Raw genomic sequence first — 24,837 nt, forward strand, 5'->3', positions numbered from 1 at the left:
TCTCGGCGCATCAGGCTTGGCTAAGGGGGCGGGCGGGGTCACGGGGCGGGGGTCCGGTGCGGCGACGAAACAGGACGTAGCAGACCCGCAGGGGCTTGGAGAGCCCCCTCACCTGAATGTGTGCGACGTTCGGCATATGTGCGACGTTCGGCCCCTCGAGCGAGGGACAGGTCGATGAGCCCGGCGGACGAATTGCCTTCCCGTCGGGCGTCCTGCCTAAAGCGCGATGCGATTAGGATGAATCGTCATCGCGCTTTAGGTTATTATTTGAGCATGATCTTTTCGGAAAACCGCTGCACACATTTCCGGATCATGCTCTACCGCCGCAGCAATCCACCGAGCGCGCCGCGGACCAGCGTGCGGCCGATCGAGCCGCCGAGCTGGCCGCCGACCGACTTGCCGATATTGGCGGCCATCCCGCCGATCACCTGGTTGGTGACCGATCGCGTCACGTCCCGCGCAATGACCTGGCCGGTCGACAGACGCCCTCGCTTGACGTTGGTGCCGAAGATGGTGCCGACGATCGAGCCGATCTGGCCCAGGATGCCGCCGCCGCTTCCACCCGCTGGACTGTCCGCCGTGGCCGCGGTGTCGGCGATGCGCTTCTGGAGCATCTCGTAGGCGGATTCAGAATCGACGGCGGTGTCATATTTGCCCTTCACTGGGCTTGCAGCCATGATGGCCTTGCGCTCGTCCGGCGTGATCGGTCCAATGCGCGCCGACGGCGGCCGGATCATCACCCGCTCCACCATCGACGGCGTGCCGTTGCCCTCGAGGAAGGACACCAGCGCCTCGCCCTTGCCGAGCTCCGTGATCACCTTGGCCGTGTCGAGCTTCGGGTTGGGCCGGAAGGTCTGGGCTGCAGCAGCGACGGCCTTCTGGTCGCGCGGGGTGAAGGCACGCAGCGCATGCTGCACGCGACCGCCCAACTGGGCCAACACCTTGTCCGGCACGTCGATCGGATTCTGCGTGACGAAATAGACGCCGACGCCCTTGGAACGGATCAGACGAACCACCTGCTCGATCTTGTCCATCAGTGCCTTCGGCGCATCGTTGAACAACAGATGCGCTTCGTCGAAAAAGAACACAAGTTTTGGCTTCGGCAGATCGCCGGCTTCAGGCAGTTCCTCAAACAACTCCGACAGCAACCACAACAGGAAGGTAGCGTAGAGCCTGGGGCTCTCCATCAGCTTGTCGGCAACCAGAATGTTGACCATGCCGCGACCGTCGCTATCGGTCTTCATGAAGTCCTTCAGCTCCAGTGCCGGCTCACCGAAGAATTTCGCTCCGCCCTGGTTTTCCAGCACCAGCAGCTGGCGTTGAATGGTTCCAACCGTCGCCTTGCTGACATTGCCGAAGCTCTGCGCGGCCTTGCGGACCTCGGCTAACGGATCTTCCTCAGCATCCGGTCCCTTCTTGCCACTGGCGGGAACGATCGCATCCAACAGCGATCGCAGATCCTTCATATCCAACAATGGCAGGCCATTCTCGTCCGCGACGCGGAAGGCGACGTTGAGAACCCCTTCCTGCACCTCGTTCAGATCGAGCATCCGCGCCAGCAATAGCGGCCCCATTTCGGTGACGGTGGCGCGGACCGGATGTCCCTGCTCGCCGAACACGTCCCAGAACACGGTCGAGAACTGGTCCGGCTGAAACTTGAGACCCATGTCGCCGGCGCGCTTGAGAATAAAGTCTTTGGCCTCGCCGACTTCCGAGATTCCGGAGAGGTCACCTTTGATGTCGGCCGCGAATACGGGAACACCGGCGCGCGCAAATCCTTCCGCCAGCACTTGAAGCGACACGGTCTTGCCGGTTCCGGTTGCACCCGTAACGAGGCCGTGGCGATTGGCGAGCGCCAGCGTCAGCCATACCTGCTCGTTTCCCTTGCCGACGAAAATCTTGTCGTCGGTATCGCCGAGCTTGCTGTCCTGTGCGGTCATTATTCTGATCTCTCTGCCGAGTTTCGCGTATTGAAACTCAAATGCACCAGTTCCGTAGTTTAGCGCATGTCGCGCACCGATTAAAACCATTCAACGCGCGCCCCGAGCATGGGACATTGTCGGACACGAAGGGACAACATCAGCCGAAAGTAGGAACGAGGTATTCGCAGCGCGGCAATTTCTTGCCGATTCGATCTCGGCTCGTGCACGGCTGCAACACCTTTCGCGCGTTCGGGGATGAATCGCGACCGCGCATGCGTTCATCGCTTGAATTTCACATCACACCGGCTCAAGATCAATTTTCGGAAGCAATACTCCGGCGTGCAAACCGGCTGAGGGGCCTTATGGACGAGCTGATCGGACGGCTGGCGGCAAACGCCAGCATAGATGGTGCTGTCGCTGAAAAGACCGTCGGCATTATCCTGGGATTCCTCCGCAGCGAGGGTCCTTCCGAGAGCGTAGAGGCCCTGATCGACCAGATCCCAGGAGCGGAAGCTGCAATCGAGGCGTCCAGGAGCGGCGGCGGCCTGTCGCGGCTGATGGGTGGCGGCTTGATGGCGGTCGGCACGCGCCTGATGGGCCTGGGACTCGGCATGTCCGATATTCAAAAGGTCGCCCGTGAACTTTTCCGCTACGGGCGAGACAAAATCGGAGCGGATCAGATGGGCAAGATCATTGCTGGGACTCCGGGCCTCAGCCAATTCGCCTGAAGCCACGCATTTCACACCGAGTGTCATGACATATCCAATCTCCGAGATTGAGGGCCTGTCGACCTTTGCGGCCAACAAGTTGAAGGCGCAAGGAATCCGCACCACCGACGCGCTGCTCGAGGCGGCCTCGACCGTGAAGGGCCGCAAGGCGCTTTCCGCCAAGACGGGCATCAGCGAGCAGTCGCTGCTGGAATGGGCCAACGTCTCCGACTACATGCGCATTCCCGGCATGGGCAAGGCCAAGGTCGGCCTGGTCCGCGCCGCCGGCGTCACCACCGTGCGCGAGCTCGCCTATCGAAATCCCGCAAGGCTTGCCCAGAGCATGCGCGAAGCCAACGAGAAGAAGAAGCTCGTCCGCATCCTGCCTTCCGAGAAATCGGTCGGCGACATCATCGCGAAGGCCAAGAAGCTGCCGCCGAAGATCACGTATTAGCCCACTTCCCTCTCCGTCATCCTGAGGTGCTCGTCTCTTCGGCGAGCCTCGAAGGATGCACGGCCACCGCCGCGTCCGCACGGAGAGCGCCGGGCCGTCGCCCTTCGAGGGCCGCTAAGAAGCGGCCACCTCCAGCGACAACGGCTTCGCCGTTGCGCCGGGGTGACGGTGCTAGAGCGGTGCTCGTCCACCCCATCCCCGCTTGACTCCCCCTGCCCGACCGCGCAAAGCGGGCCGCATGAACGCCTCGCTCTCCCCTTCCGTCCCGCCGGCCGGCTCGGCCGGGCCTGATGCGCTGCGGACGCTGCTGGAGCGGTCGCTTCCCGCGGTGATGGGCGTGCTCAACATCACCCCGGATTCCTTCTCCGACGGCGGCGCGTTCATCGCACCGGCGCGGGCGCTGGAGCGGGCGCGGGCGATGATCGCCGATGGCGTCGACATCATCGATATCGGCGCCGAATCCACCCGGCCCTACAAGGGTGCCCGGCCGGTCACCGCGGCAGACGAATTGGCACGACTGAAGCCGGCGCTGGCCGACGTGGTGGCGCTCGGCGTGCCCGTCTCGATCGACAGCATGAAGGCCGAGGTGGTGGCCTTCGCGCTCGACCATGGCGCGGCGATCGCCAACGACGTCTGGGGCCTGCAACGCGATCCCGACATGGCGCCGCTGATCGCCGCAAGAGGCGTTCCCGTCGTCGCCATGCACAACCGCGACAGTGTCGATCCCGCGATCGATATCATCGCGGACATGAAGACGTTCTTTCGGCGCTCGCTCGATATCGCCGCGCAGGCCGGCATCGTGCGCGACAAGATCGTGCTCGACCCCGGCATCGGCTTCGGCAAGACGGCCGAGCAGAGCATGACCGCGCTGGCGCGCTTACGCGAGCTCGACATGTTCGGCCTGCCGATCCTCGTCGGTGCCTCGCGAAAACGCTTCATCGCCTCGGTGTCGCCGTCGGAACCATCGGAGCGGCTGGCCGGCTCGATCGCAGCCCATCTGATCGCCGCGCAGCGCGGCGCCAAGATCATCCGGACCCATGATGTCGGCGAAACCCTGCAGGCGCTGCGGGTGGCGCATGCAATCGAGAGCAAGCAATGACCGATACGATCTTCGTCACCGGCCTGTCGATCCATGCCCGCCACGGCGTGATGGATCACGAAACCGAAGTCGGCCAGCGTTTCGTCATCGATCTCGAACTCTATACCGACTTGTCCGAGCCGTCGCGCAGCGACCGGCTCGCGGACACGGTGTCCTACGCCGATGTCGTGGCGACGACGACGGCGGCGTTCAAGAACACCAATTACAAGCTGCTGGAGCGCGCAGCCGGCGCCGTGGCCGACGCCATCCTGTCGAACTTCCCGCGCGTCCGCGCCGTGAAGATCACGGTGCACAAGCCGCATGCGCCGATCGCCGCGATCTTCGACGATGTCGGCATCATGCTGACACGCTCGCGGCATCCCTGACATGGCGAGCGTGCTGATCGCACTTGGCGGCAATGTCGGCGATGTCCGCGCGACGTTCCGCAAGGCGATCACCCACATCTGCGGCATGGCGCAGGGCGCGCTGATCGCGCGCTCCTCGGACTACGCCACCCCACCCTGGGGCGACGAGGACCAGGCCCCCTTCATCAATGCCTGTATCGAGATCGAGACCGGCCTCGATCCGCACGCGCTTCTGTTCGTGCTGCAGAAAGTCGAGCAGAAATTCGGCCGCACGCGGGAGAAGGACCGACGCTGGGGTCCGCGCACGCTCGATCTCGACATGATCGCCTATGACGACGTCAGCTTGCAGAAGCCCGACCTGACGCTGCCGCATCCGCGCCTGTTCGAGCGCGCCTTCGTGCTGGTGCCGCTGGCCGAGATCGCGCCCGAGCGCATGATCTCGGGTATTCGTGTGCGTGACGGCCTCGCCAGCGTCTCCACGCAAGGCATTGAGCGGCTTCCGGATACCGGTTAACCAAAAACAACCGTTTGCAGGGACGGTCTGCCGTGGCAATTTCGCCTGAGAACAACGACACGTTTGGGAGCCCCTCGCCGCATGACCTCCGTGACTGACGACCTGCCGCTGGCGGCGGATTTTCCCAAGTCCACGCCTGAGGACTGGCGCAAGCTGGTCGACGGCGTGCTGAAGGGCGCGCCGTTCGAGAAGCTGGTCGGCAAGACCTATGACGGCATCAAGATCGATCCGCTCTATCCGCGCGCCAAGGGCGTTGCGCCTGTGGTGGGACGCGCGCCGGCTGCGCCGTGGCAGATCGTGCAGCGGATTGACCATCCCGACGCGGCGCTCGCGAATGCACAGGCCCTGACCGACCTCGAGAACGGCGCGACGGGGCTCGCGCTGGTGTTCGCCGGCGGCAGTGGCGCCCATGGCTTCGGCCTGGAACCGTCGGCGGATGCGGTCGCAAAGGTTTTGAAAGACATTCATCTCGACGCCGGCATCGGCCTCGAGCTTCAGATCGGCCCGCAATCGCGGATGGCTGCGATCCATGTCGCGGAATATGTCAAGAGCAAGGGGTTCGATCCCGCAGCCTGCAACATCCGCTTCGGGCTCGATCCGCTCGCGGCCGCCGCAATGTGGGGGCACAGCCCCTATACCTGGGACGAGATCGTTCCTGCGCTCGCCGGCGCCATCAAGGGCCTTGCCGCGCTCGGCTTCAAGGGACCGTTTGCCTCCGCCGACGGGCGCGTGATCCATGATGCCGGTGGCTCGGAGGTGCAGGAGCTCGCCTTCATGCTTGCCTGCGGCGTCGCTTATCTGCGCGCGATCGAAGGCGCCGGCATTTCCCTCGAGCAGGCGCAGGGCATGGTCTATGCGCGGCTTGCCGCAGATGCTGACCAGTTCCTGACCATGGCCAAATTCCGCGCGCTGCGGTTGCTGTGGGCACGCATCGAGCAGGCCTGCGGGCTGACGCCGAGACCGCTGTTCATCGCTGCCGATACAGCCTGGCGCATGCTGACGCAGCGCGACCCTTACGTGAACATGCTGCGCGCGACCATGGCGACGTTCGCCGCCGGCCTCGCCGGCGCGAATGCGATCACGGTGCTGCCGCATACGCTGGCACTCGGCCTGCCCGATCCGTTCGCGCGGCGCGTAGCGCGCAACACGCAGCTTCTGCTGCTGGAGGAGAGCAACCTCGCCAGGGTCAGCGATCCCGCGGCAGGCGCAGGTGGCATCGAGACGCTGACGGCGCAGCTTTGCGAGGCCGCCTGGGCGCTGTTCCAGGAAAGCGAGAAAGCCGGTGGTGCCTTCGCGGCGCTTCAGCAGGGCGTGTTCCAGAGCAAGGTGGCGGCCGCGCGAAAGGCGCGTGAGGCCAACATCGCAAAGCGCCGCGACGTGCTGACCGGCGCCAGCGAGTTTCCGAACCTGCATGAGCGCGAAGCGACCGTGCTGACGACAGCGCCGATCGCGCTTCCGCCTTACGGGGAACAGACATACAAATTCGATGCGCTGCCGCCGATCCGGCTGGCGGAACCGTTCGAGGCGCTGCGCGACAAATCCGACGCGGCGTTGAAGGCACGTGGCGCGCGGCCAAAGGTGTTCCTGGCCAATCTCGGCACGCCCGCCGATTTCACGGCGCGCGCCACCTTCGCGAAGAGCTTCTTCGAGGCCGGCGGCATCGAGGCCCTGGACAGCGAGGGCTTTGCCGACCCAGCCAAATTGGCAGCCGCGTTCAAGGCATCAGGTGCGGAGCTTGCGTGCCTCTGTTCCAGCGACAAGGTCTATGCCGGTCAGGCGGAACCCGCCGCCCGGGCCCTGCAAACGGCAGGCAGCAGACATATCTATCTGGCGGGCCGCCCGACTGATGCCGAGGCGGCGCTGCGGACCGCCGGCGTCACGGGTTTTGTCTTCGCCGGAGGCGATGCGCTTGCGACATTGCAAGACGCTTATCGACGGATGGAGCAGCCATGACCGGCACCAGCAAACCCGTTCTCACCGGCGGCTGCCAATGCGGTGCCGTGCGCTTTGCCGTCATGACGGCGCCGACCAGGGTTTCGATCTGCCATTGCCGCATGTGCCAGAAGGCGGCCGGCGCGCCATTCGCCTCCTTTGCCGACATCAACAAAGTGGACTTCGCCTGGACCAGGGGACACCCCTCGTTCTTCCGCTCCTCCACCATCGCCGAGCGCGGCTTTTGCGCCGCCTGCGGCACGCCGCTGAGCTTCGGCCGCATCGACGGCGACCGGATCGAGATCATGACCGGCACCTTCGATCACCCCGACTGGGTGATCCCGACGCGCCAGTTCGGCACCGAATCCCGCCTCGGCTGGGTGGTCGGCATCGCCAACCTGCCAAGCCAGACCACGCAGCAGAATTACGGACCGGAGAAGATGGCGACCATCGTCAGCCATCAGCATCCGGATCATGATTGAGCGCTTATAATATGGTTGAAGCCATGAGCCGCATTCCCAATTTCGCCGATGTCGCCTTCGAGCGCACCGCCACCACCGCGCCGTCAGGCAGCGCCGAACCGTGGCTGACGCCCGAGGGCATTCTGGTGAAGCCCGCCTATGGCGAGACCGATCTTGCCGGGCTCGATTTCCTCGAGACCTATCCGGGCATCGCGCCCTATCTGCGCGGCCCCTACCCGACCATGTATGTCAACCAGCCCTGGACGGTCAGGCAATATGCCGGCTTCTCCACGGCGGAGGATTCCAACGCGTTCTACCGCCGCAACCTCGCGGCCGGCCAGAAAGGCCTCTCGGTCGCCTTCGATCTCGCCACCCATCGCGGCTATGACAGCGACCATCCGCGCGTCGGCGGCGACGTCGGCATGGCCGGCGTCGCCATCGATTCCATCTACGACATGCGCACGCTGTTCGCGGGGATTCCGCTCGACCAGATGAGCGTGTCCATGACCATGAACGGCGCGGTGCTGCCGATCCTCGCGCTCTACGTCGCCGCCGCCGAGGAACAGGGCGTGCCGCCGGAGAAGCTGTCGGGCACCATTCAGAACGACATTCTGAAAGAGTTCATGGTGCGCAACACCTACATCTATCCGCCCGCGCCCTCGATGCGGATCATCTCGGACATCTTCGCCTACACGTCGCAAAAGATGCCGAAATATAACTCGATCTCGATCTCCGGCTATCACATGCAGGAGGCCGGCGCGACGCAGGACCTCGAGCTCGCCTATACGCTCGCCGACGGCGTCGAATATCTGCGCGCCGGCCTCGCCGCAGGGCTCGACGTCGATCGTTTCGCTCCCCGCCTGTCGTTCTTCTGGGCGATCGGCATGAACTTCTTCATGGAAGTCGCCAAGATGCGCGCCGCGCGCCTGCTCTGGGCGAAGCTGCTGAAACCCTTCAATCCGAAAGACCCGCGCTCGCTCTCGCTGCGTACGCACAGCCAGACCTCTGGGTGGTCGCTGACCGCGCAGGACGTCTTCAACAACGTGATGCGCACCACGGTGGAGGCCATGGCCGCGACGCAGGGCCACACCCAGTCGCTGCACACCAACGCGCTCGACGAGGCGCTCGCCTTGCCGACGGATTTTTCGGCGCGCATCGCCCGCAACACCCAGCTGTTCCTTCAGCAGGAGAGCGGCACCACCCGCATCATCGATCCCTGGGGCGGCTCGTACTACGTCGAGCGGCTCACGCGCGACCTCGCGGCGAAGGCGTGGAGCCACATCCAGGAGGTCGAGGAGCTCGGCGGCATGGCCAAGGCGATCGAGGCCGGCTTGCCGAAGCTGCGCATCGAGGAGGCCTCGGCCAAGACCCAGGCGCGGATCGATGCCGGCAAGCAGGCGGTGATCGGCGTCAACAAGTACAAGCCGACCGACGAGGACAGGATCGAGATCCTGAAGGTCGACAACACCAATGTCCGCCGGCTCCAGATCGACAAGCTCAAGCGGCTCAAGTCCGAGCGCAACCAGAAGGACGTCGATGCCGCGCTCGCCGCGCTGACGCGCTCGGCCGGCGAGGGCAACGGCAACCTGCTCGCGCTCGCCATCGACGCGGCGCGGGCGAAGGCGACCGTCGGCGAGATTTCGGACGCGATGGAGAAGGTGTTCGGCCGGCACCGCGCCGAGATCAAATCCATCACCGGCGTCTACAAGCGGGAGGCGTCCAGCATGGGTAACCAGGTCGAGAAGGTTCAGGCGCTGATCGACGCGTTCGAGGAGGCGGAAGGCCGCCGCCCGCGCATCCTGGTCGCCAAGATCGGCCAGGACGGCCACGACCGCGGCCAGAAGGTGATTGCGTCCGCCTTTGCCGACATCGGCTTCGACGTCGACATCGGGCCGCTGTTTGCCACTGCCGACGAGGCCGCGCGGCAGGCGGTCGAGAACGACGTCCACATTCTCGGCGTCTCCTCGCTCGCCGCCGCCCACCTCACCGCCGTGCCCGAATTGAAGGCCGCGCTGAAGAAGCAGGGCCGCGACGACATCATGATCATCGTCGGCGGCGTGGTGCCGCCGCAGGACTACGACGCGCTCTACGCCGCCGGCGCTGAGGCGATCTTTCCGCCGGGCACCGTGATCGCGGACGCCGCCGAGGAGCTGATCCGCAAGCTGAACGCCCGGCTCGGCCATAGCGAGGCGGCGGAGTAGCCGTCGCTCGAACTTCCGGCAAGAAGGATTTGCGTGATGTTTCTCGCGCCAACGTTCATGCGCGCGCTGGCTGCGACCGCAGTTTGCAGCGCGCTGTTCGGCATCGCCCTCGCCGCCGACCCCAAGCCCGACGCCGTCGTCAAGACCAAGAGCATCGAGGCGCGCGTTTTCCTCGACGACAGGATCAAGGCGGATGCGGCGCTGGCGGCGGATTGCCTGGCCGAAGGCAGGAAATGGCTCGATAAGAATGCGGCCGAGGCCGCCGCCTCGCGCAAGGCGGACCCACAGTTCTTCACGGACGGTGGCTGGGACTTCGAGCGCAAATATGAGATCCGCTCGGTCGTCGCCGATCGCTATGTCAGCATCCTCCGCAACGACTACATGAACACTCGCGGCGCGCATCCCAATTCGGATGTGAACACGATCCTGTGGGACAAGGCGGCGAACAAGCGCATCTCGATCCGCCCGTTCTTCACCGAGACCGCCGACAAGGGTCCGGCCATGAAGGCGATGGTGACGGCCATCATCACCTCGCTCAAGGCCGAGAAGAAGAAGCGCGGTGCCGGCGAGACCGCGACCGACGAATGGTTCAAGGGCGTGGAACCGAGCCTGCTCAAGATCGGCGCGGTGACGCTTGCGCCGTCAACTGAAGCAGGCAAGAGCTCCGGCCTCACCTTTCACTACCCGCCCTACGCCGTCGGTCCCTACGCCGAGGGCGAGTATGTTGCATTCGTGCCTTGGGAGGCGCTGAAGCCGTATCTCAGCGCAGAAGGCACGCGAATCTTCGGCGGCGCGCGGCCGAAGGACGACGCGGAGGAGCCGCAATGATCGCGGCACAGTGACCGCGCGTTCCGGTAGTTCTGGTCGCCGCAAAGCTTCGAAACGCACAGATCGTCCGCGTGGCCGTACCCAATACGGCAGCAATGCGCACCCAAGTTTCGATTGTCAGAACGCTCTTGTGCTACTATACTTTGAGTTGCATTTCTTAGTAGTTATTTTGCATTTTCATTGTCCGGGGAGTGGCGTCATGCTCGATCGGGGCAAGGTTTTGATCAATTCCGGTTCTTCGGCACTTGCGTGGCCGAGCTGCACCGAATTCACGAGATTGATTCTTGCTGGAGTTTACTCGCACGGCGCAGCGTTTCGACGCGGCCTACTGATCAAAGCGATGGACCCCGTTCATGCACCACCTTTGGAAATCGGCTTCGACCCTCGTCCAGCTATCCATCTCGCATGGAAGGTGGAACGTGAGAGCTTAGGCTATCGCGCAGTTTGCGCGCTGATTCTCCTCGCCTACATCGTCGTTCTCTCATTCCGCCTTGCCCTGGGCTCGAACGGTGACGACCCCGATGGACTGACACTCGTCATGATCGGTGTTTTCGCCGGCGGCGCGTTTTGGACGATGACGCACAGTGCCCGCCAGCGCAGCTCGCTCGAGCGATTCACGAGAGAGAACTTTAATCTGGAAATGGCAGCGTCGCTCCTGGAAGCGCCGCACGACCGGCGGCTCGAGGCCGGAATCGGAGGCCGCCAGCAGCGCGTGCTCGTCTACAGAGACTTCGAGCCGTTCAAATGTGCCGGAGCTGCGATCGGCCGATGGTCGTTCACTGTCGACGTCGAAAAGCCCGCGCACACGGCATCGGGAAAATCCGATCTGGTCCCGATATCTCTGGCGGAGATCGACGACCTCATTGCTCAGCAGCTGCCACAAAGCGGGTTCGGAGACCTGATCACGCAGAGAATCGTCGCTTTGCGTGGCACGGATGCTTGGACATTACCCCTTGTCTCACGCAACGATTGGGCGAAGCAACCGACAGTCGCGCTGAATGAGATGGCGCTTTCGGATATCGTCGCCATGCATCCAGATTTCGTCAGGGAGTACCTTCTGTTCCATGACGTCAGATGGGACGGGGAGCTGATACTCACTCATGCGGTCAAGACAACACACAAAGGCAGGATCTTCTATATCGAGGCGAGCAGGTTCCTGCTTACGCCGCCATTCAAGGAGTTCAGAACGGTCGATACCACGAACTTCCACGATCACAGACTGAAGACCAGGATTTCCCATTTCGTCGGCGAGGTCATCGCAAGTCCCTTCGTGGTACTTGGCGAAGTCTACAATCTGATCGCGTTGTTCGCCGCGATTGGGCACTCAGGGCGGAGTCTTAAAAGGGAGTATCGCGACAGCGTGGAAGCGAACCCGAGATATGACTATGGCGCGACCGAGAGCACCCGGCGGGAAGTCATGGACGAAAAGTTCGAGCACTACTTCCAGAAGACCGATCTGGACTTTGCTATCAAGGCTTTCGATCAATGCATTGTCGAGCTCGTCTGCGGCTACATGGAAACCCATGGCGTGGACGTCTCCGATCTGCGCAAGAAAGTGATGGCAATCTACAATTCCGGCATACTGGTTCAGGGCGGCGACGTGACAGCACAGGCGATGGCGGTTGGACAAGGCGCCAACGCGACATCCTCCCACAATGCACAGCAAACGGTTCTCGCGTCATGACCAAGCCCGCGCAGACCACGTCCAACGAGGGCATCATCGCAACGAACGTCAGCGCTCAGGTCATTGCGGTCGGTCAAAACTCGACTGCGATCCAGACGCTCTCGGCTGGCGAGTCCAGGCAGCTCAGCGCTTTCGTGGCCGAGCTGCGCGACGAGCTTGCAAAGGTCCAGGCGCCGAATAAGGCCAAGGCCACGATCTCCGAGCACATAGATCAATTGGCCCAGGAGGCTGCGAAACCTGAGCCCGACCGCAGCCGGATCGAGACGGCCATCAAGGCGGTTTTCTCTTCGGCCAAGCTGCTCGGCGAGTTCGTGTCGGATGCCTCCAAAATCCTTGCTCCGATCACCAAGATCGCTGCATTTCTCGGCTTCGCCCTGTTTTGACGAACCCGGTACCACGGCCTTCCACAGGGCGAAGGTACACCACTGGTAGCGCTATCTTGCGGCGGCTCCGCAAAGCCGACTAGAATGCCGCCATTGACAAGAGCGCCCGACGTCACGGGCGCCGCTGGGAGGCTTCATGTCCAAGATTACGCGCCGCACCTTTGCGGCCTCGACCGCCGCAGTCGCAGCATCCGCCGCCTTCGGCTTCAAGCCCGCGCTCGCACAAGCCTACCCGGCCCGGCCGATCACCGTGATCGTGCCCTGGGGCGCCGGCGGCGGCACCGACGCGACGGCGCGCATTGTCGCGGCGCTGCTGGAGAAGGACCTCGGTCAGCCCTTCAACGTGGTCAACCGCACCGGCGGCTCCGGCGTGGTCGGCCACAGCGCGATCGCGACCGCACAGCCCGACGGCTACACCATCGGCATGCTCACGGTCGAAATCTCGATGATGCACTGGCAGGGCCTGACCGAGCTGACGCCGAAGAGCTACACCCCGCTGGCGCTGATGAACGAGGACCCTCCGGGCATCCAGGTCTCCTCCTCGTCGCCCTACAAGACGGTCAAGGAGCTCGCCGATGCGATCAAGGCGGCGCCTCCCGGCAAGTTCAAGGCCTCCGGCACCGGCCAGGGCGGCATCTGGCATCTGGCCCTGGTCGGCTGGATGCAGGCCATGGGCCTGCCTGCCAATCAGGTCGCGTGGGTGCCCTCGAACGGTGCGGCGCCGGCGATGCAGGATCTCGCCGCCGGCGGCCTCGACCTCACCACCTGCTCGGTGCCCGAGGCGCGCGCCATCATCGAGGCGGGCAAGGCCAGGAGCCTTGCCATCATGGCGCCGGCCCGCAACCCGATCTTCAAGGACGTGCCGACGCTGAAGGAGGCGATGGGCATCGACTACGCGACGGGCGCCTGGCGCGGCATCGCCGGGCCAAAGAACCTTCCGCCGGAGATCGCAACGAAGCTCACCGCGGCACTGAAGAAGGTCTACGATTCCGCCGAGTACAAGGACTTCATGAGCAATCGCGGCTTCGGCACCGTGTGGGGCGATGCCGCTCACTTCGCCAGCTTCATGGACAAGGGCGACGCCCAGATGGGCGAAGCCATGAAGGCGGCAGGCCTGAGCAAGGCGTGATGTTTCGCCTCTCCCCGCACGCGGCAGGGCTATCGGCATATGAAGAAGGTGGCGAGTAGCTCGCCTGCAGCCCATCCTTCGAGACGCCCGCCTACGGCGGGCCCTCAGGATGAGGTCGCGTTTTGCGGCGAGATATCAAAACCTCATGGTGAGGAGCCCGCGAAAGCGGGCGTCTCGAACCATGCAGGCCGAGCACCTTCGGCATATGCGCTGGCCCAGCCCATGCGGCGAGAGGGAGCGCACCTCCCGGAATTCTGACAGGACCCCTCCCATGCGTCTTCCCGACTCCGTGACGGGATCGTTTCTCGTCGTGCTCGGCGCAGCAGCTGCCTATGGCGGCTGGATCCTGCCGCCGGTGCCGGGCCAGCCGGTCGGCCCCAACGTGTTTCCGCTGGTGATCGGCTGCGGCCTTGCACTCTGCGGGCTCGCGATCGTGTTCGGCATCGGCCGTTCCTTCGAGGAGGAGGAAGTGCTGGTCCCGTTGGAGGACGGCCGGGCCGCTGCCCCGCCACCGCAGGGCAGGCTCTACGGCCTGCGCGCGCTGCTGCCGCCGGCGTTGCTGCTGTTCTACGTCGCGGCGGCCGACCGGCTCGGTTTCATCATCACCGCCGCGATCATGGTCTACGTCACCTCGACCGCGCTCGGGGCCAGGTGGAAGCTGGCCCTGCCGCTCGCGGCCCTCTCGCCCTTCGCCATCCACCTCATCTTCGGCAAGCTGCTCCGCGTGCCGCTGCCCGCCGGCCTGTTGCCGGCGCCCTGGTAGTCCCATGCTGAAAACCCTGATCGATGCGTTCGCGCTGATCTCCACCTGGGAGGTCATCATCGCGATGTTCGCGGCGTCCGTGTACGGGCTCGTGATCGGCTCGCTGCCGGGCCTGTCGGCGACGATGGCGACCGCTCTGCTCGTCCCCGTCACCTTCTATCTCTCACCGATCGCGGCGATCGCGACCATCGTCGCGGCCTCCTCGATGGCGATCTTCTCCGGCGACATTCCGGGCGCGCTGCTGCGCATTCCCGGTACGCCCGCTTCCGCCGCCTATGCGGACGAGGCCTACGCGATGACGCGCAAGGGCCAGGCCGAGCTCGCGCTCGGGGCCGGCGTCTGGTTCTCGGCGGTCGGCGGCATCGCCGGCGTGCTGTCGCTGATGATCCTGGCGCCGCCGCTGGCCGAGATCGCGTTGTCGTTCTCGACCTTCGAATATTTCTGGCTGGCGCTGCTCGGCCTGATGTGCGCCACCCTGGTTGCGCGCTCTTCGCCGGTGAAGGCGATCGCGGGCATGTTCATCGGCCTGCTCGTCGCCTGCATCGGCATCGAGAATCCCGGCGGCGTCCCGCGCTTCACCTTTGGCCTCACCGATCTGTTCGGCGGCATCGAGCCGATCCCGGCGCTGGTCGGCGTGTTCGCGGTGGCGCAGGTGATGCGCGCGATGCTGACGCCCGAGCCGCCGCCGCTGCCGCGCCGAAAGTTCGGAAGCATTCTGGCCGGCCAGTGGAGGCTGACCAAGCTGTATCACTGGCAGATGACGCGCGGGAACATCGTCGGCATCATCATCGGCGTGCTGCCCGGCGCCGGCGCCGACATGGCCGCCTGGGTCTCCTATGCGATGTCGAAGCGCTTCTCCAAGGAGCCGGAAAAGTTCGGCACCGGCCATGTCGAAGGCCTGGTCGAAGCCGGCGCCAGCAACAATGCCAGCATCGCCTCCGGCTGGGTGCCCTCGCTGCTGTTCGGCATCCCCGGCGACACCATCGCCGCGATCGCGATCGGCGTGCTCTATATGAAGGGCCTCAATCCTGGTCCGACGCTGTTCACCGAGAAGGCGTCGAGCATGTACGCGATCTATCTGATGTTCATCATCGCGAACATCATGATGATCCCGCTCGGCATCGCCATGATCCGGGTCGCGGCCTACATCCTGCTGGCGCCGCGCTCGGCCATCATGCCGATCATCATGCTGTGCTGCGCCGTCGGCTCGTTCGCGATCGGCAACAACATGTTCGGCGTCGTCACCGTCGCCGCCTTCGGCGTGATCGGCTACGTCATGGAGGCGAACGGTTATCCCGTCGCCGCCATGGTGCTCGGCATCGTCATGGGCACCATGGTCGAGCAGGCCTTCGTCACCTCGCTGATCAAGTCCGACGGCAGCATCCTGCCGTTCTTCGAGCGGCCGGTCGCGGCGATCCTCGCCGCGATGGCGATCGGCGCGCTGCTCTGGCCGGTGATGGTGTGGGTGTGGCGGAAGGTGAAACAGCCGCAAGCCGCGGCGGCGACCACCCGTTGATATCGGGCGGGCGGCTCTCGCCTGCCTCGCCCGGGCGGTCGAGGCCGGCGGCTGGGCCGGGCCGGAACCCTGTGCTATTATAGAGCCATGACAGAGGTCGCAGACGTTCAACTCAAGACTATTGTCGGGAAGCTCCGAGAGCTTGCTCCCGCCTTGAGGGCCGCGGGGGTCACCCGCCTGTACCTGTTTGGGTCCCGCGCACGTGGCGACGCCCGCCCCCACAGCGATCTTGATGTCCTGATCGAGACGACCTCGCGCGAGGAAACGCCGCGGTTCGACTATTTCAGGGTCCTGCACCTGATCGAGGATCAGGTCGGCCTTCGAGCGCAGCTCTCGATGCGGGACCTGCTGAAGCCGCGCGTGGCTGAACGGATCGCGGATGATCTGGTTGAGGTCTTCTGAATGCCGCCGACCGCGGAAGACCGGCTGCGAGATATTCTGGAAGCCATCACCGACATCGAAAGCGTCGTGAAGGGCCTCAGCTTCGATCAGTTCGTCTCTGAAAGGACCTCTCGTCTGGCAATCGAACGCCTTCTCGAGATCGTCTGCGAGGCTTCGAGATTCATCCCGGATGAGATCAAGCGAACCGAGCCTGGAATCGACTGGCGCAAGATGATCGACTTCGGAAATCTTCTACGTCATGCCTACCATATGACCAAAGCCGAGATCGTCTGGGACATCATTCGAACTCACCTTCCACCGTTGAAATCCTGCGCTGAAGACACCTTCGCATGTCGGGCCCCTAGCGGCTGGACGCGATAACAATCATGACCATTGGCAAATCCATCGACATCAAGACCCTCGCCAGAGAGCTCCGCGCCGGCAGCCGCGCGGCGCTCGCCCGCGCCATCACGCTGGTGGAGAGCCGGCGCGCCGATCATCAGGCGCTTTCGCGCGAGCTGGTGCAGATGCTGCTGCCCGACACCGGCAAGGCGTTTCGCGTCGGCATCACCGGCTCGCCCGGCGTCGGCAAGTCCACCACCATCGATGCGCTCGGGACGTATCTGATCGAGCAGGGCCACAAAGTCGCGGTGCTCGCGGTCGATCCGTCCTCGGCACGCAGCGGCGGCTCGATCCTCGGCGACAAGACGCGGATGGCGCGGCTCTCGGCCTCGGACAGTGCCTTCATCCGCCCCTCGCCGTCCTCGGGCACGCTCGGCGGCGTCGCGGCGAAGACGCGCGAGGCGATGCTGCTGTGCGAAGCCGCCGGCTTCGACGTCGTGCTCGTCGAGACCGTCGGCATCGGCCAGTCCGAGACCGCAGTGTGCGACATGACGGATTTCTTCCTGGCGCTGATGCTGCCGGGCGGCGGCGACGAGCTGCAGGGCATCAAGAAGGGCCTGGTCGAACTCGCCGACATGATCGCCATCAACAAGGCCGACGGCGACAATCTCAAGCGCGCCAACATCACCGCCGCGGATTATCGCGGCGCGCTGCACATCCTGGCGCCGAGATCCGAGCATTGGCACCCGCCTGTTGTCACATATTCAGCGCTGGCCGGCACCGGCATCGCCGAGCTCTGGCAGAAGGTTTTGGACCACCGCAAGGCGATGAATGCGTCCGGCGACTTCGCCGCGCGGCGGCGCGACCAGCAGGTGAAATGGATGTGGTCGATGCTGGAGCAGCGCATGCTGGCGAGGTTGCGCAGCGAAGCGTCGGTGCGGACCAAGGTCCGGAAGATCGAGGCCGAGGTCGCCGAGGGCCATCTCACGCCGGCGCTCGCCGCCGAGCGTATTCTGGAGTTGCTGCAATGACCGGGCCCCGCATTCTCCTCACCGGCTTCGGGCCATTTCCGGGCGCGCCCTACAATCCGACCCAGGCGTTGGTGGCCCGGCTGATGCAGTTGCGCAGGCCGGCGCTCGACGATGTCGAGTTGTCGAGCCACATCTTCCCGGTCACCTATGCTGCCGTCGACCGGCAATTGCCGGACGTGCTCGCCGCCCAAAAGCCCGACGCGCTCTTGATGTTCGGCCTCGCGGCGCGCACGCCCTATCTGCGGATCGAGACCCGCGCCCGCAACGCCGTGACCATGCTCTGGCCGGATGCCGCCAACACCCGCTCGAGCAAACGCGGCATCGCCGGCCATGCAGATGCGATGACGTTCGGCCCGCACACCGCACGGCTGCTGCGCGCCGCGCGCCTCACCGGCATCGACGCGCGGCCCTCGCGCGATGCCGGCGCCTATCTCTGCAATTACCTGAGCTGGCGCGCGATCGAGAACGTCAGGTCGGGCGGGCCGAAGCTTGCGACCTTCATCCACATTCCGCTGCTTGCGCGCAGCGGCGCCGTGCGGCGCAAGGGTTCAGCCCGGATCACGCTGGAGGAACTGGTGGATGCGGGGGAAGCCATGCTGATGGAGGTGGTGCAGTTGGCGCGGAAGCGGCGGAACACGCCGGTCTCGTAGGGTGGATTAGCGAAGCGTAATCCACCTCTTCTGTCTCCGCGGATAGAGACCGTGGTGGTTACGCCTGACGGACTGCGCTTCGCGCAGCCGCAAGGCTAATAACCCACCCTACAGCACCGTCTTTGCGTAAACATTTAACCCTACCGCGAACAATCCTCACGGCCCTCGCCGCGCTGGGCTACGAAACCGCTGCGGACCTCCCGCGTCCGCCGGAGGACGCGTCATGGACCTCAATCGCCGTCATCTCATCGGGGCTTCGACCGCGGGCATCGCTGGCGCGCTCGCCATGCCGGCCGACGCTGCGCGCGCGGCGCCGCTGACGTCCCTGCTCGGGCGCGATGCCACGCAATATGGCGTGCGACCTGGAAGCAGCGAGGATCAGACGCGAGCGCTGCAGCGGGCGATCGACGAGGCTGCGCGGGCGCAAATGCCGCTGGCGCTGCCGCCGGGCGTCTATCGCAGCGGGTTGCTGCGGCTCCCGAACGGGTCGCAACTGATCGGCGTGCGCGGTGCGACCAGGCTGGTCTTCACGGGCGGAACCTCGATGATCCAGAGCGACGGCTCCGATGCGATCGGCCTCACCGGCATCACCTTCGACGGCGGCAACATTCCGCTGCCGACCCGGCGGGGCCTGATCCATGTTCTCGGCGGACGAGATGTGCGCATGGCGGATTGCCAGATCACGCAATCGGGCGGCAGCGGCATCTGGCTCGAGCAGGTCGCGGGCGACGTCTCCGGCAACATCTTCACCAATATCGCTCTGACTGCGGTGGTCTCGTTCGACGCCAGGGGGCTCAGCGTCTCGCGCAACACCATCATCGGCACCAACGACAATGGCATCGAGATCCTGCGCACCGCGATCGGCGACGACGGCACGCTGGTCGCCGACAACCGCATCGAGGACATCAAGGCAGGCCCCGGTGGCTCCGGCCAGTACGGCAACGCCATCAACGCGTTTCGCGCCGGCAACGTGATCGTGCGCGGCAACCGCATCAGGAATTGCGACTATTCGGCGGTGCGCGGCAACTCGGCCTCGAACATCCACATCACCGGCAACAGCGTCAGTGACGTGCGCGAGGTCGCGCTCTATTCCGAGTTTGCGTTCGAAGCCGCGGTGATCGCCAACAACACGGTGGATGGCGCCGCCGTCGGCGTCTCCGTGTGCAATTTCAACGAGGGCGGCCGCATCGCGGTGGTCCAGGGCAACATCATCCGCAATCTGATCCCGAAGCGGCCGATCGGCACCGCACCGGACGACGATGCCGGCGTCGGCATCTACATCGAGGCTGACACATCGGTCACCGGCAACGTGATCGAGAATGCGCCGTCCTACGGCATCGTCGCCGGCTGGGGCAAATATCTGCGCGACGTCGCGATCACCGGCAATGTGATCCGCAAGGCGCTGGCCGGCGTCGGGGTCTCGGTCGTGCCGGGCGCGGGCACCGCGCTCGTCAACAACAACATGATCTCGGAAACGCCACGAGGCGCCGTGGTCGGGCTAGACCACGCGCGGGCGGTGACGTCGGATCTGTCTGCCGAAGGGGCGCAACGCTTCGCGCAGGTTGTGGTCGGCGGCAATGCGGTGCGACGTTAGATGCGCTGTCGGCAGATGGGCCGCTCATCCTTCGAGGCTCGGCATGGGACGCGTCGCGTCCCATGCCGAGCACCTCAGGATGAGGGGGCGAGAGAGGCGGCCGACTCTGCTCGGGCCTCACCCACCGCCTTAGAACGCGTTTCTGAGCAGCGGGTATTTGGCTTCGAGGCCGTCGAGGCTGAAGGTGAATTCGACGACGCGCTCGGGGGCTGCGACGATTTCCTCGGCCGGCGGGGCGAACTGCGGGAGGAGCGCTGCCATCGCCGCAGGCGCCGACTTCGGCAACTTCGCGGCAGGCACCGCGAGCGGCGGCCTCACTTCGGGCGCGGTGAACGGCGTCATGGCGGCGGGCGCAAGGGGTGATCTCACGGCAGGTGCGCTTAGCGGCGCCCTCGCGGCGGGAGCCTTGAGCGGCGGCATCTCGGCGGGGGCGGTAAACGAAGCCACCGCGACAGGTGCAGTGGGCGGCGCCATCGCGACGGATGGCAACACCGCCGCGATCGGCGCCTCGGTGATCTCCGCGAGCACGTCCGGCTTCTGATCGAGCCTGACTGCCACCGTGGTCTCAGGCGCGATGTGAACGGCCTTGGGCTGGACGGTCTGCGCCTGGTGCTCGCGCGGTGCCATGCGGGGCATCGTCGCCGGCGACCAACCGAATGCGGGCGTCACGCTTGCAGCCGCCTCGGCGACGTCCCCGCCGGTTGCGAGCGCGCGCCAGGTCTGGACCGCACGCTTGGCTTCCTGGATGTTTTCAAGGAATTCGATCTCGGAATGATACCGGCGCCAGCGGCCGGTCTCGAACATCTCGGAGAGATGTTGCAGGCGCTGTTCGGCGAGAGCGCACCAGCGCGCCGCGATGGCGCGGCCGGCGGCTGCGTCGCGAACGAACTCTTGGCGATGTGTCATGAACCAGCCCGTCAGGAAAAAAATACGGACGCGGGGGACGCAACGCACACGAATCAATTTAGACGCGACATGAATATTTTGTGGAAAAGATTTGACTTGTCCAGCAGCGACACGGCATTCGTCATCAAATACCGTAGTCCTTCGGAAATTTGCTGCGTTTTCGAGTCAAGCTTCGCACAAGCATAACGGAGTTGCGGTTCGTTGCGCGAGCGACGGCAACGGACGGCTGCGGTGATCCTCAACCGCAAGCTGAACGAATGCGGAGCCTCAAAAGACCGGATGCCGAAAGCTTCGGTTCCGGTTGAATCAGAACCGACGCTCTGGATCCTCGGTTTGACGCGTTTTCGTCCCGCGAACCGGCGGCCACTTCGCTCAAGAACGCGCTGAAAAGAAAAGACCCGTCCGGGGGGACAACCGGACGGGTCAAGCCATATGGGCGCTTGGGGTGGATGGGCGCTCGCGCCTGATATGACTGATGGGGAGGGATGACCGCTCCCACATCAGTTGGTCGTGGCAGCTGGCTGAACGTTCAATGCGAGGGTTCGCTTTTTTGAGCTTCGGCCCGTGCGCATCCTTGTCGCAGCCGCTATCTCGCCGCCGGTCTATCTGCCTGAGAAACCGCGGACTTTTCGTCCGAGCCCGACAACGACGGTTGCTCGATCGCACGGCTGCCGGGCTCGCCGCGACGCTTCTCGGCATCTTCACGTTTTGTTGTACCGGACGCAGCCGCAACGGGCGTCGCGCTGTCGGCGGGCACCGCCATGACCGCGGCAAAGGCGTCGGCCTGACCGTCGCCGAAAAGGTCGTCGCGTCCTGGTGAGCCGAGATCGCGCGCGGTCTTCGCCAGCGTCATGCGCAGCGCTTCCGGCTTCAAGGCGTGGTTGCGCTCGAGGAGCAGCGCCGCGACGCCGGAGACATAGGCCGCCGAGAACGAGGTTCCCGACGTCATCTGGTACTTGCCGGCAGGGGCCGGCAGGAAGATGTCGACGCCGGGGGCTGCGACCGCGATGAAGTTGCCGCGGTTGGAGGCGGAGAACAGCCTGTCCTGCTGATCCGTCGCGCTGACCGCGATCACATTGGGATTGGCAGCCGGATAGAGCGGTGGCGATTTCGCGCCGGCATTGCCGGCGGCCGCGATCAGCACGAGGCCGCGTGCGGCCGTCGCCGCGATCGCGCGCTCGATGATCGCGTCCTTCGGACCGGCAAAGCTCATATTGATGATCTGCGCGCCGTGCTCGGCGGCGTAATTCAGCGACCGCAGGATGATGTAGGACGAGCTCTCGGCGCCGCCGTTGGTGCCGCCGAAGGCCCGGATGGCGATGATGCGCGCCTCGGGCGCGCTGCCCATCAGGCGGGCATGCGCCACGATGGCACCGGCGATGCCGGTGCCGTGGACGTGCGGCCCCTCGGCACTGCCGAGCGCGTCGAAACTGTCGGCGACGGAATTCGCGAGTTCGGGATGCTTGGCGTCGATGCCGGAGTCGATCACGGCAATTGTAACGTTGGCTCCGTGCGCCAGCGCATGCGCCTGCGGCAGGCGGAGTTTTGCCAGCGCATATTGCGCAGGATCGCCCTCGACCGGTACGGACGATTTCTGGTCCTGGAGCGCGTAGCGGAAGTTCGGCTGGACCGAGCGCACGCTGCCGTCGGCCGCGAACTCGCGCCGTACCGTCTCGGCGGGCCGGCCGTCGGTGATGCGGAACAGGCCGAACGTCGCCCCGATCAGCGGAAAATTCTGGGATGCGACGCGCGCGAGGCCGTGGCGACGCGCAAGCTCGTCGGCCTCCGTCACCGACAGACTGCCGTCGATCTCGGCGACGAATTCGCCTGCGAAGCTGCGCTGGTTCACCGCGACCGGCGTGTTGTTGCCGCGCCCCTTACGGGCGCTCTTCTTGTTGCCCGATTTTCCACTGCCCTCGCCGCCCGCGTTCGCCTGTGCCAGGCATTCGCCGTCGGCAGACCGATAGGGCGCCGTGCAGGCCGGATAGAGGTTGGGAGAGTAGCGCGCATAGGGCAGCACCGGCGTCAATCCGATCCGCGCCGAAGGAATCCGGGCGGTCGTGATCGGACGCGGGCCGCGGTCGACCGACACCGCCCTGGCGGATAGGGTCGGGTTGACCCGCGGGGCAATGCTCGGGGAGATCGTCGGGATGCGCGAGGGAACGCTGATCGTAGGCGTACGCATGATCGCCTGCGCCTGCGCAACCTCGACGCCGAGACAAGAGGCGACCAGAAGGGCGGCTCCGATGGACGAAGCGTACGCCCCGGCACGCACCCTGCTGTCGGAATTGCCCGTCATCGGCCCAGCGGCGCGCCTAGGGCGCCGCCACGGCAAGGTTGACGACCTTCTCGCGCTGCATCCTGCCGAGCAGCGAGGCGAGCTCGTCCTGGCTCATCGCCTTGTCGAACTGGAGGCGGAACATGCCGCCCTTGGCGTCGCCAATGATCGAAGCCTGATAGCTGTCGAGCAGCGCCGTGATGTCGGCGACGCGTGCCTCCGGCGTGAATCGCACCAGCGCGCGCGCAGGCGCGGCCGTGCTGCCAAATTCGCGTGTGATCGGGGCGCTGGTCGAGAGCGAAGCCGTCTGGAAGGTCGCCGGCTGGTTTCTCATCAGCACGGCGCCGATGATTCCGGCCTGCAGCACGAGCGCGACAGCGCCGAGGCCCGCCGACCACGCCAGCGTGCGCGGCGACAGGCTCGCGAAGAAGGTCGAGATGCGCGCCGACAGCGGCAACGAGGCGCTCGCCCGTGCCGGCTCAGCGTCGATCGCGGCGAACAGCTTCTGCATCGCCCGCGCCGACGGAGCTCCTAGGCTCTCGTTCAGATGGATGGTCTCTTCGTACTCGCCGCGGATCACGGCATATTGCCTGGCAAGCTCGGGATCGCGCGCCAGCGCTTCCTCGACGCGGCGCGCATCGCGCGCGCTCAGCGTACCGGCGGCGTGCCACGGCAGCAGCAGTTCAATCTCACTGGGCTCTTGCTCCAGCATCTTCTTGCTCAACGCCATCATGGCCAGCCTCGCTCAACGCCGGCTGCCTTCAGCAGTTCGGCCAGTCTCTTGCGCGCATAGAACAAGCGCGTCTTCACAGTGTTCTCGGGAATTCCGACGATTCCGGCCACCTCTTCCACGGACTTCTCGTGGTAGTAGACGAGATCGACGATTTCCCGGTGTTCCGGCGAAAGGCCCGTCAGACACTCCCGCAACGCCTCACTGGTATTCTTCTTCTGCACCACCGTTTCCGGATCGTCGGACGTGTCCTCGATCGCGTTCGCGGCCTCTTCGTCCAGTTCGAAATCCTTCCTGCGCCGGAGCGCAGACAGGGCCTTGAATCGGGTGATTGCCAGCAGCCAGGTGGAAACCGCCGATCGGCCCTCGAACTTGCCGGCTTGACGCCAGACGTCGAGAAACACCTCGCTGATGAGGTCTTCCGCCGCCTGCTCGTCCCGCACGAGCCGCAGTCCGAACCTGTAAACCCTGACATGGTGCCGCCCGTACAGCACCTGCATGGCGAGCCGGTCACCTTGGGCGATCCTGGCGATCAGGACCTCGTCGGAAGCCGCTTGTGTCACGCTCAATGGCCGTCTCGCAAAGTTGGTCGGGTCGATGCGGCAGGCGGTTCGACGGGGAAGGCAAAATTGTTCAAACTACCGCAATCATCCGGGGGCCAGTGTGAGCTACCCCACACAGGCGCACTTTTATCGTCCCATCCGCGGCGGTTAGCGGCGTCTATCCCAATCGGTAACATAGTACTGAGATACTTTCCCTGCGGACGGCCTTTGCGGCACAGGCGCCGGCCTGGTCCGGTTCCATAGCAGTCCTGCACCAGGTTTGTCGCACCAAGCCCTGCTTTGGCTCGACCGCATCGCACACGATGCAGGATCGCCGGTAAGATCGCGCGATGGCTGATCATCTTGTTCCGTGCTGCAGGATTCGGATTCGGTTTCAAAGGATACCAAACCTAAAGGCTTGCCACGTAGATTTTTGCGCTGACATC

The 24,837-nt window shown here is 64.9% G+C and carries 24 protein-coding genes; 19 read left to right on the forward strand and 5 right to left on the reverse strand.

Annotated features, from left to right (window positions below; genetic code table 11):
• Window positions 1–317: 317 nt before the first annotated feature.
• Complete coding sequence (locus H1B27_RS34970; RefSeq protein WP_197969156.1) at window positions 318–1,940, reverse strand: helicase HerA-like domain-containing protein; 1,623 nt, start codon at window positions 1,938–1,940, stop codon at window positions 318–320.
• Between the two features lie 344 nt (window positions 1,941–2,284).
• Between H1B27_RS34970 and H1B27_RS34975 the strand changes: the two genes are divergently transcribed.
• From H1B27_RS34975 to H1B27_RS35065, 19 genes are all read left to right on the forward strand, one after another.
• Window positions 2,285–2,650 (forward strand): hypothetical protein, encoded by a 366-nt coding sequence (locus tag H1B27_RS34975; RefSeq protein ID WP_061878025.1) that lies wholly within the window; start codon window positions 2,285–2,287, stop codon window positions 2,648–2,650.
• A 25-nt stretch (window positions 2,651–2,675) separates the two neighbouring features.
• Complete coding sequence (locus H1B27_RS34980; RefSeq protein WP_028176685.1) at window positions 2,676–3,083, forward strand: DUF4332 domain-containing protein; 408 nt, start codon at window positions 2,676–2,678, stop codon at window positions 3,081–3,083.
• Window positions 3,084–3,321: 238 nt separating this feature from the next.
• Window positions 3,322–4,182, forward strand: coding sequence for a dihydropteroate synthase (gene folP, locus H1B27_RS34985; protein WP_197969157.1), 861 nt, complete (start codon window positions 3,322–3,324; stop codon window positions 4,180–4,182).
• Window positions 4,179–4,547 carry a dihydroneopterin aldolase gene (folB, locus tag H1B27_RS34990; RefSeq protein WP_028176687.1) on the forward strand — a complete coding sequence of 123 codons (369 nt, stop codon included), beginning with the start codon at window positions 4,179–4,181 and terminating at the stop codon, window positions 4,545–4,547. Before folP ends, folB begins: the two co-directional genes overlap by 4 nt.
• Window position 4,548: 1 nt before the next feature.
• Window positions 4,549–5,040 (forward strand): 2-amino-4-hydroxy-6-hydroxymethyldihydropteridine diphosphokinase, encoded by a 492-nt coding sequence (gene folK / locus H1B27_RS34995; RefSeq protein WP_197969158.1) that lies wholly within the window; start codon window positions 4,549–4,551, stop codon window positions 5,038–5,040.
• Between the two features lie 81 nt (window positions 5,041–5,121).
• A complete protein-coding gene (locus H1B27_RS35000) occupies window positions 5,122–6,993 on the forward strand; it encodes a methylmalonyl-CoA mutase family protein (RefSeq protein ID WP_197969159.1) in 1,872 nt (623 codons plus the stop codon).
• On the forward strand, window positions 6,990–7,454 hold the full coding sequence (locus H1B27_RS35005) for a GFA family protein (protein ID WP_197969160.1): 465 nt from the start codon (window positions 6,990–6,992) through the stop codon (window positions 7,452–7,454). Before H1B27_RS35000 ends, H1B27_RS35005 begins: the two co-directional genes overlap by 4 nt.
• A 23-nt stretch (window positions 7,455–7,477) precedes the next feature.
• Complete coding sequence (scpA, locus tag H1B27_RS35010; RefSeq protein ID WP_061878030.1) at window positions 7,478–9,634, forward strand: methylmalonyl-CoA mutase; 2,157 nt, start codon at window positions 7,478–7,480, stop codon at window positions 9,632–9,634.
• A gap of 57 nt (window positions 9,635–9,691) precedes the next feature.
• On the forward strand, window positions 9,692–10,462 hold the full coding sequence (locus tag H1B27_RS35015) for an RsiV family protein (protein WP_246515922.1): 771 nt from the start codon (window positions 9,692–9,694) through the stop codon (window positions 10,460–10,462).
• Between the two features lie 199 nt (window positions 10,463–10,661).
• Entirely contained in the window at window positions 10,662–12,146 is a 1,485-nt protein-coding gene (locus H1B27_RS35020; RefSeq protein WP_197969162.1) for an AbeC-like domain-containing protein, read from the forward strand.
• Window positions 12,143–12,529 carry a hypothetical protein gene (locus H1B27_RS35025; RefSeq protein WP_061878033.1) on the forward strand — a complete coding sequence of 129 codons (387 nt, stop codon included), beginning with the start codon at window positions 12,143–12,145 and terminating at the stop codon, window positions 12,527–12,529. Before H1B27_RS35020 ends, H1B27_RS35025 begins: the two co-directional genes overlap by 4 nt.
• A 136-nt stretch (window positions 12,530–12,665) precedes the next feature.
• Window positions 12,666–13,658: a tripartite tricarboxylate transporter substrate binding protein gene (locus H1B27_RS35030; protein WP_197969164.1), complete on the forward strand. Its 993-nt coding sequence runs from the start codon at window positions 12,666–12,668 to the stop codon at window positions 13,656–13,658.
• 271 nt (window positions 13,659–13,929) lie between these two features.
• On the forward strand, window positions 13,930–14,421 hold the full coding sequence (locus H1B27_RS35035) for a tripartite tricarboxylate transporter TctB family protein (protein WP_197969165.1): 492 nt from the start codon (window positions 13,930–13,932) through the stop codon (window positions 14,419–14,421).
• 4 nt (window positions 14,422–14,425) lie between these two features.
• A complete protein-coding gene (locus H1B27_RS35040; protein ID WP_197969167.1) occupies window positions 14,426–15,937 on the forward strand; it encodes a tripartite tricarboxylate transporter permease in 1,512 nt (503 codons plus the stop codon).
• Between the two features lie 87 nt (window positions 15,938–16,024).
• Window positions 16,025–16,339 (forward strand): nucleotidyltransferase family protein, encoded by a 315-nt coding sequence (locus tag H1B27_RS35045; protein WP_197969168.1) that lies wholly within the window; start codon window positions 16,025–16,027, stop codon window positions 16,337–16,339.
• A complete protein-coding gene (locus tag H1B27_RS35050; protein ID WP_061878037.1) occupies window positions 16,340–16,699 on the forward strand; it encodes a HepT-like ribonuclease domain-containing protein in 360 nt (119 codons plus the stop codon).
• Between the two features lie 5 nt (window positions 16,700–16,704).
• On the forward strand, window positions 16,705–17,691 hold the full coding sequence (gene meaB / locus H1B27_RS35055) for a methylmalonyl Co-A mutase-associated GTPase MeaB (protein WP_061878038.1): 987 nt from the start codon (window positions 16,705–16,707) through the stop codon (window positions 17,689–17,691).
• The gene (locus H1B27_RS35060; RefSeq protein ID WP_197969170.1) at window positions 17,688–18,341 is read left to right on the forward strand and encodes a pyroglutamyl-peptidase I; all 654 of its coding nucleotides are present in this window, start codon (window positions 17,688–17,690) and stop codon (window positions 18,339–18,341) included. The genes meaB and H1B27_RS35060 overlap by 4 nt, the downstream gene beginning before the upstream one ends.
• Window positions 18,342–18,564: 223 nt before the next feature.
• The gene (locus H1B27_RS35065; RefSeq protein ID WP_197969172.1) at window positions 18,565–19,935 is read left to right on the forward strand and encodes a TIGR03808 family TAT-translocated repetitive protein; all 1,371 of its coding nucleotides are present in this window, start codon (window positions 18,565–18,567) and stop codon (window positions 19,933–19,935) included.
• Window positions 19,936–20,064: 129 nt separating this feature from the next.
• Here the strand turns inward: H1B27_RS35065 and H1B27_RS35070 are convergent, their stop codons facing one another.
• From H1B27_RS35070 to H1B27_RS35085, 4 genes are all read right to left on the reverse strand, one after another.
• Window positions 20,065–20,841, reverse strand: a complete 777-nt coding sequence (locus H1B27_RS35070) for a TIGR03809 family protein (RefSeq protein WP_061878041.1) — start codon at window positions 20,839–20,841, stop codon at window positions 20,065–20,067.
• 586 nt (window positions 20,842–21,427) lie between these two features.
• The gene (locus H1B27_RS35075; protein WP_197969173.1) at window positions 21,428–23,140 is read right to left on the reverse strand and encodes a S8 family serine peptidase; all 1,713 of its coding nucleotides are present in this window, start codon (window positions 23,138–23,140) and stop codon (window positions 21,428–21,430) included.
• 16 nt (window positions 23,141–23,156) lie between these two features.
• Window positions 23,157–23,852 carry a zf-HC2 domain-containing protein gene (locus H1B27_RS35080; protein WP_061878043.1) on the reverse strand — a complete coding sequence of 232 codons (696 nt, stop codon included), beginning with the start codon at window positions 23,850–23,852 and terminating at the stop codon, window positions 23,157–23,159.
• Entirely contained in the window at window positions 23,849–24,418 is a 570-nt protein-coding gene (locus H1B27_RS35085) for a sigma-70 family RNA polymerase sigma factor (protein WP_061878044.1), read from the reverse strand. The genes H1B27_RS35080 and H1B27_RS35085 overlap by 4 nt, the downstream gene beginning before the upstream one ends.
• Between the last annotated feature and the right edge of the window lie 419 nt (window positions 24,419–24,837).

This window comes from Bradyrhizobium diversitatis, assembly GCF_016031635.1.
Classification (GTDB): domain Bacteria; phylum Pseudomonadota; class Alphaproteobacteria; order Rhizobiales; family Xanthobacteraceae; genus Bradyrhizobium; species Bradyrhizobium diversitatis.

What these genes read in the sequence shown, in the direction of transcription:
- H1B27_RS35040 (WP_197969167.1), top strand. Translation starts at nt 14,426, where the DNA reads ATGCTGAAAACCCTGATCGATGCGTTCGCGCTGATCTCCACCTGGGAG.
- H1B27_RS35045 (WP_197969168.1), top strand. Translation starts at nt 16,025, where the DNA reads ATGACAGAGGTCGCAGACGTTCAACTCAAGACTATTGTCGGGAAGCTC.
- H1B27_RS35050 (WP_061878037.1), top strand. Translation starts at nt 16,340, where the DNA reads ATGCCGCCGACCGCGGAAGACCGGCTGCGAGATATTCTGGAAGCCATC.
- H1B27_RS35035 (WP_197969165.1), top strand. Translation starts at nt 13,930, where the DNA reads ATGCGTCTTCCCGACTCCGTGACGGGATCGTTTCTCGTCGTGCTCGGC.
- H1B27_RS35030 (WP_197969164.1), top strand. Translation starts at nt 12,666, where the DNA reads ATGTCCAAGATTACGCGCCGCACCTTTGCGGCCTCGACCGCCGCAGTC.
- H1B27_RS35005 (WP_197969160.1), top strand. Translation starts at nt 6,990, where the DNA reads ATGACCGGCACCAGCAAACCCGTTCTCACCGGCGGCTGCCAATGCGGT.
- folK (WP_197969158.1), top strand. Translation starts at nt 4,549, where the DNA reads ATGGCGAGCGTGCTGATCGCACTTGGCGGCAATGTCGGCGATGTCCGC.
- H1B27_RS35015 (WP_246515922.1), top strand. Translation starts at nt 9,692, where the DNA reads ATGCGCGCGCTGGCTGCGACCGCAGTTTGCAGCGCGCTGTTCGGCATC.
- H1B27_RS34980 (WP_028176685.1), top strand. Translation starts at nt 2,676, where the DNA reads ATGACATATCCAATCTCCGAGATTGAGGGCCTGTCGACCTTTGCGGCC.
- H1B27_RS35025 (WP_061878033.1), top strand. Translation starts at nt 12,143, where the DNA reads ATGACCAAGCCCGCGCAGACCACGTCCAACGAGGGCATCATCGCAACG.
- meaB (WP_061878038.1), top strand. Translation starts at nt 16,705, where the DNA reads ATGACCATTGGCAAATCCATCGACATCAAGACCCTCGCCAGAGAGCTC.
- H1B27_RS35070 (WP_061878041.1), bottom strand. Translation starts at nt 20,841, where the DNA reads ATGACACATCGCCAAGAGTTCGTTCGCGACGCAGCCGCCGGCCGCGCC.
- H1B27_RS35075 (WP_197969173.1), bottom strand. Translation starts at nt 23,140, where the DNA reads ATGACGGGCAATTCCGACAGCAGGGTGCGTGCCGGGGCGTACGCTTCG.
- scpA (WP_061878030.1), top strand. Translation starts at nt 7,478, where the DNA reads ATGAGCCGCATTCCCAATTTCGCCGATGTCGCCTTCGAGCGCACCGCC.
- H1B27_RS34975 (WP_061878025.1), top strand. Translation starts at nt 2,285, where the DNA reads ATGGACGAGCTGATCGGACGGCTGGCGGCAAACGCCAGCATAGATGGT.
- folP (WP_197969157.1), top strand. Translation starts at nt 3,322, where the DNA reads ATGAACGCCTCGCTCTCCCCTTCCGTCCCGCCGGCCGGCTCGGCCGGG.
- H1B27_RS35060 (WP_197969170.1), top strand. Translation starts at nt 17,688, where the DNA reads ATGACCGGGCCCCGCATTCTCCTCACCGGCTTCGGGCCATTTCCGGGC.
- folB (WP_028176687.1), top strand. Translation starts at nt 4,179, where the DNA reads ATGACCGATACGATCTTCGTCACCGGCCTGTCGATCCATGCCCGCCAC.
- H1B27_RS35080 (WP_061878043.1), bottom strand. Translation starts at nt 23,852, where the DNA reads ATGATGGCGTTGAGCAAGAAGATGCTGGAGCAAGAGCCCAGTGAGATT.
- H1B27_RS35065 (WP_197969172.1), top strand. Translation starts at nt 18,565, where the DNA reads ATGGACCTCAATCGCCGTCATCTCATCGGGGCTTCGACCGCGGGCATC.
- H1B27_RS35000 (WP_197969159.1), top strand. Translation starts at nt 5,122, where the DNA reads ATGACCTCCGTGACTGACGACCTGCCGCTGGCGGCGGATTTTCCCAAG.
- H1B27_RS35020 (WP_197969162.1), top strand. Translation starts at nt 10,662, where the DNA reads ATGCTCGATCGGGGCAAGGTTTTGATCAATTCCGGTTCTTCGGCACTT.
- H1B27_RS34970 (WP_197969156.1), bottom strand. Translation starts at nt 1,940, where the DNA reads ATGACCGCACAGGACAGCAAGCTCGGCGATACCGACGACAAGATTTTC.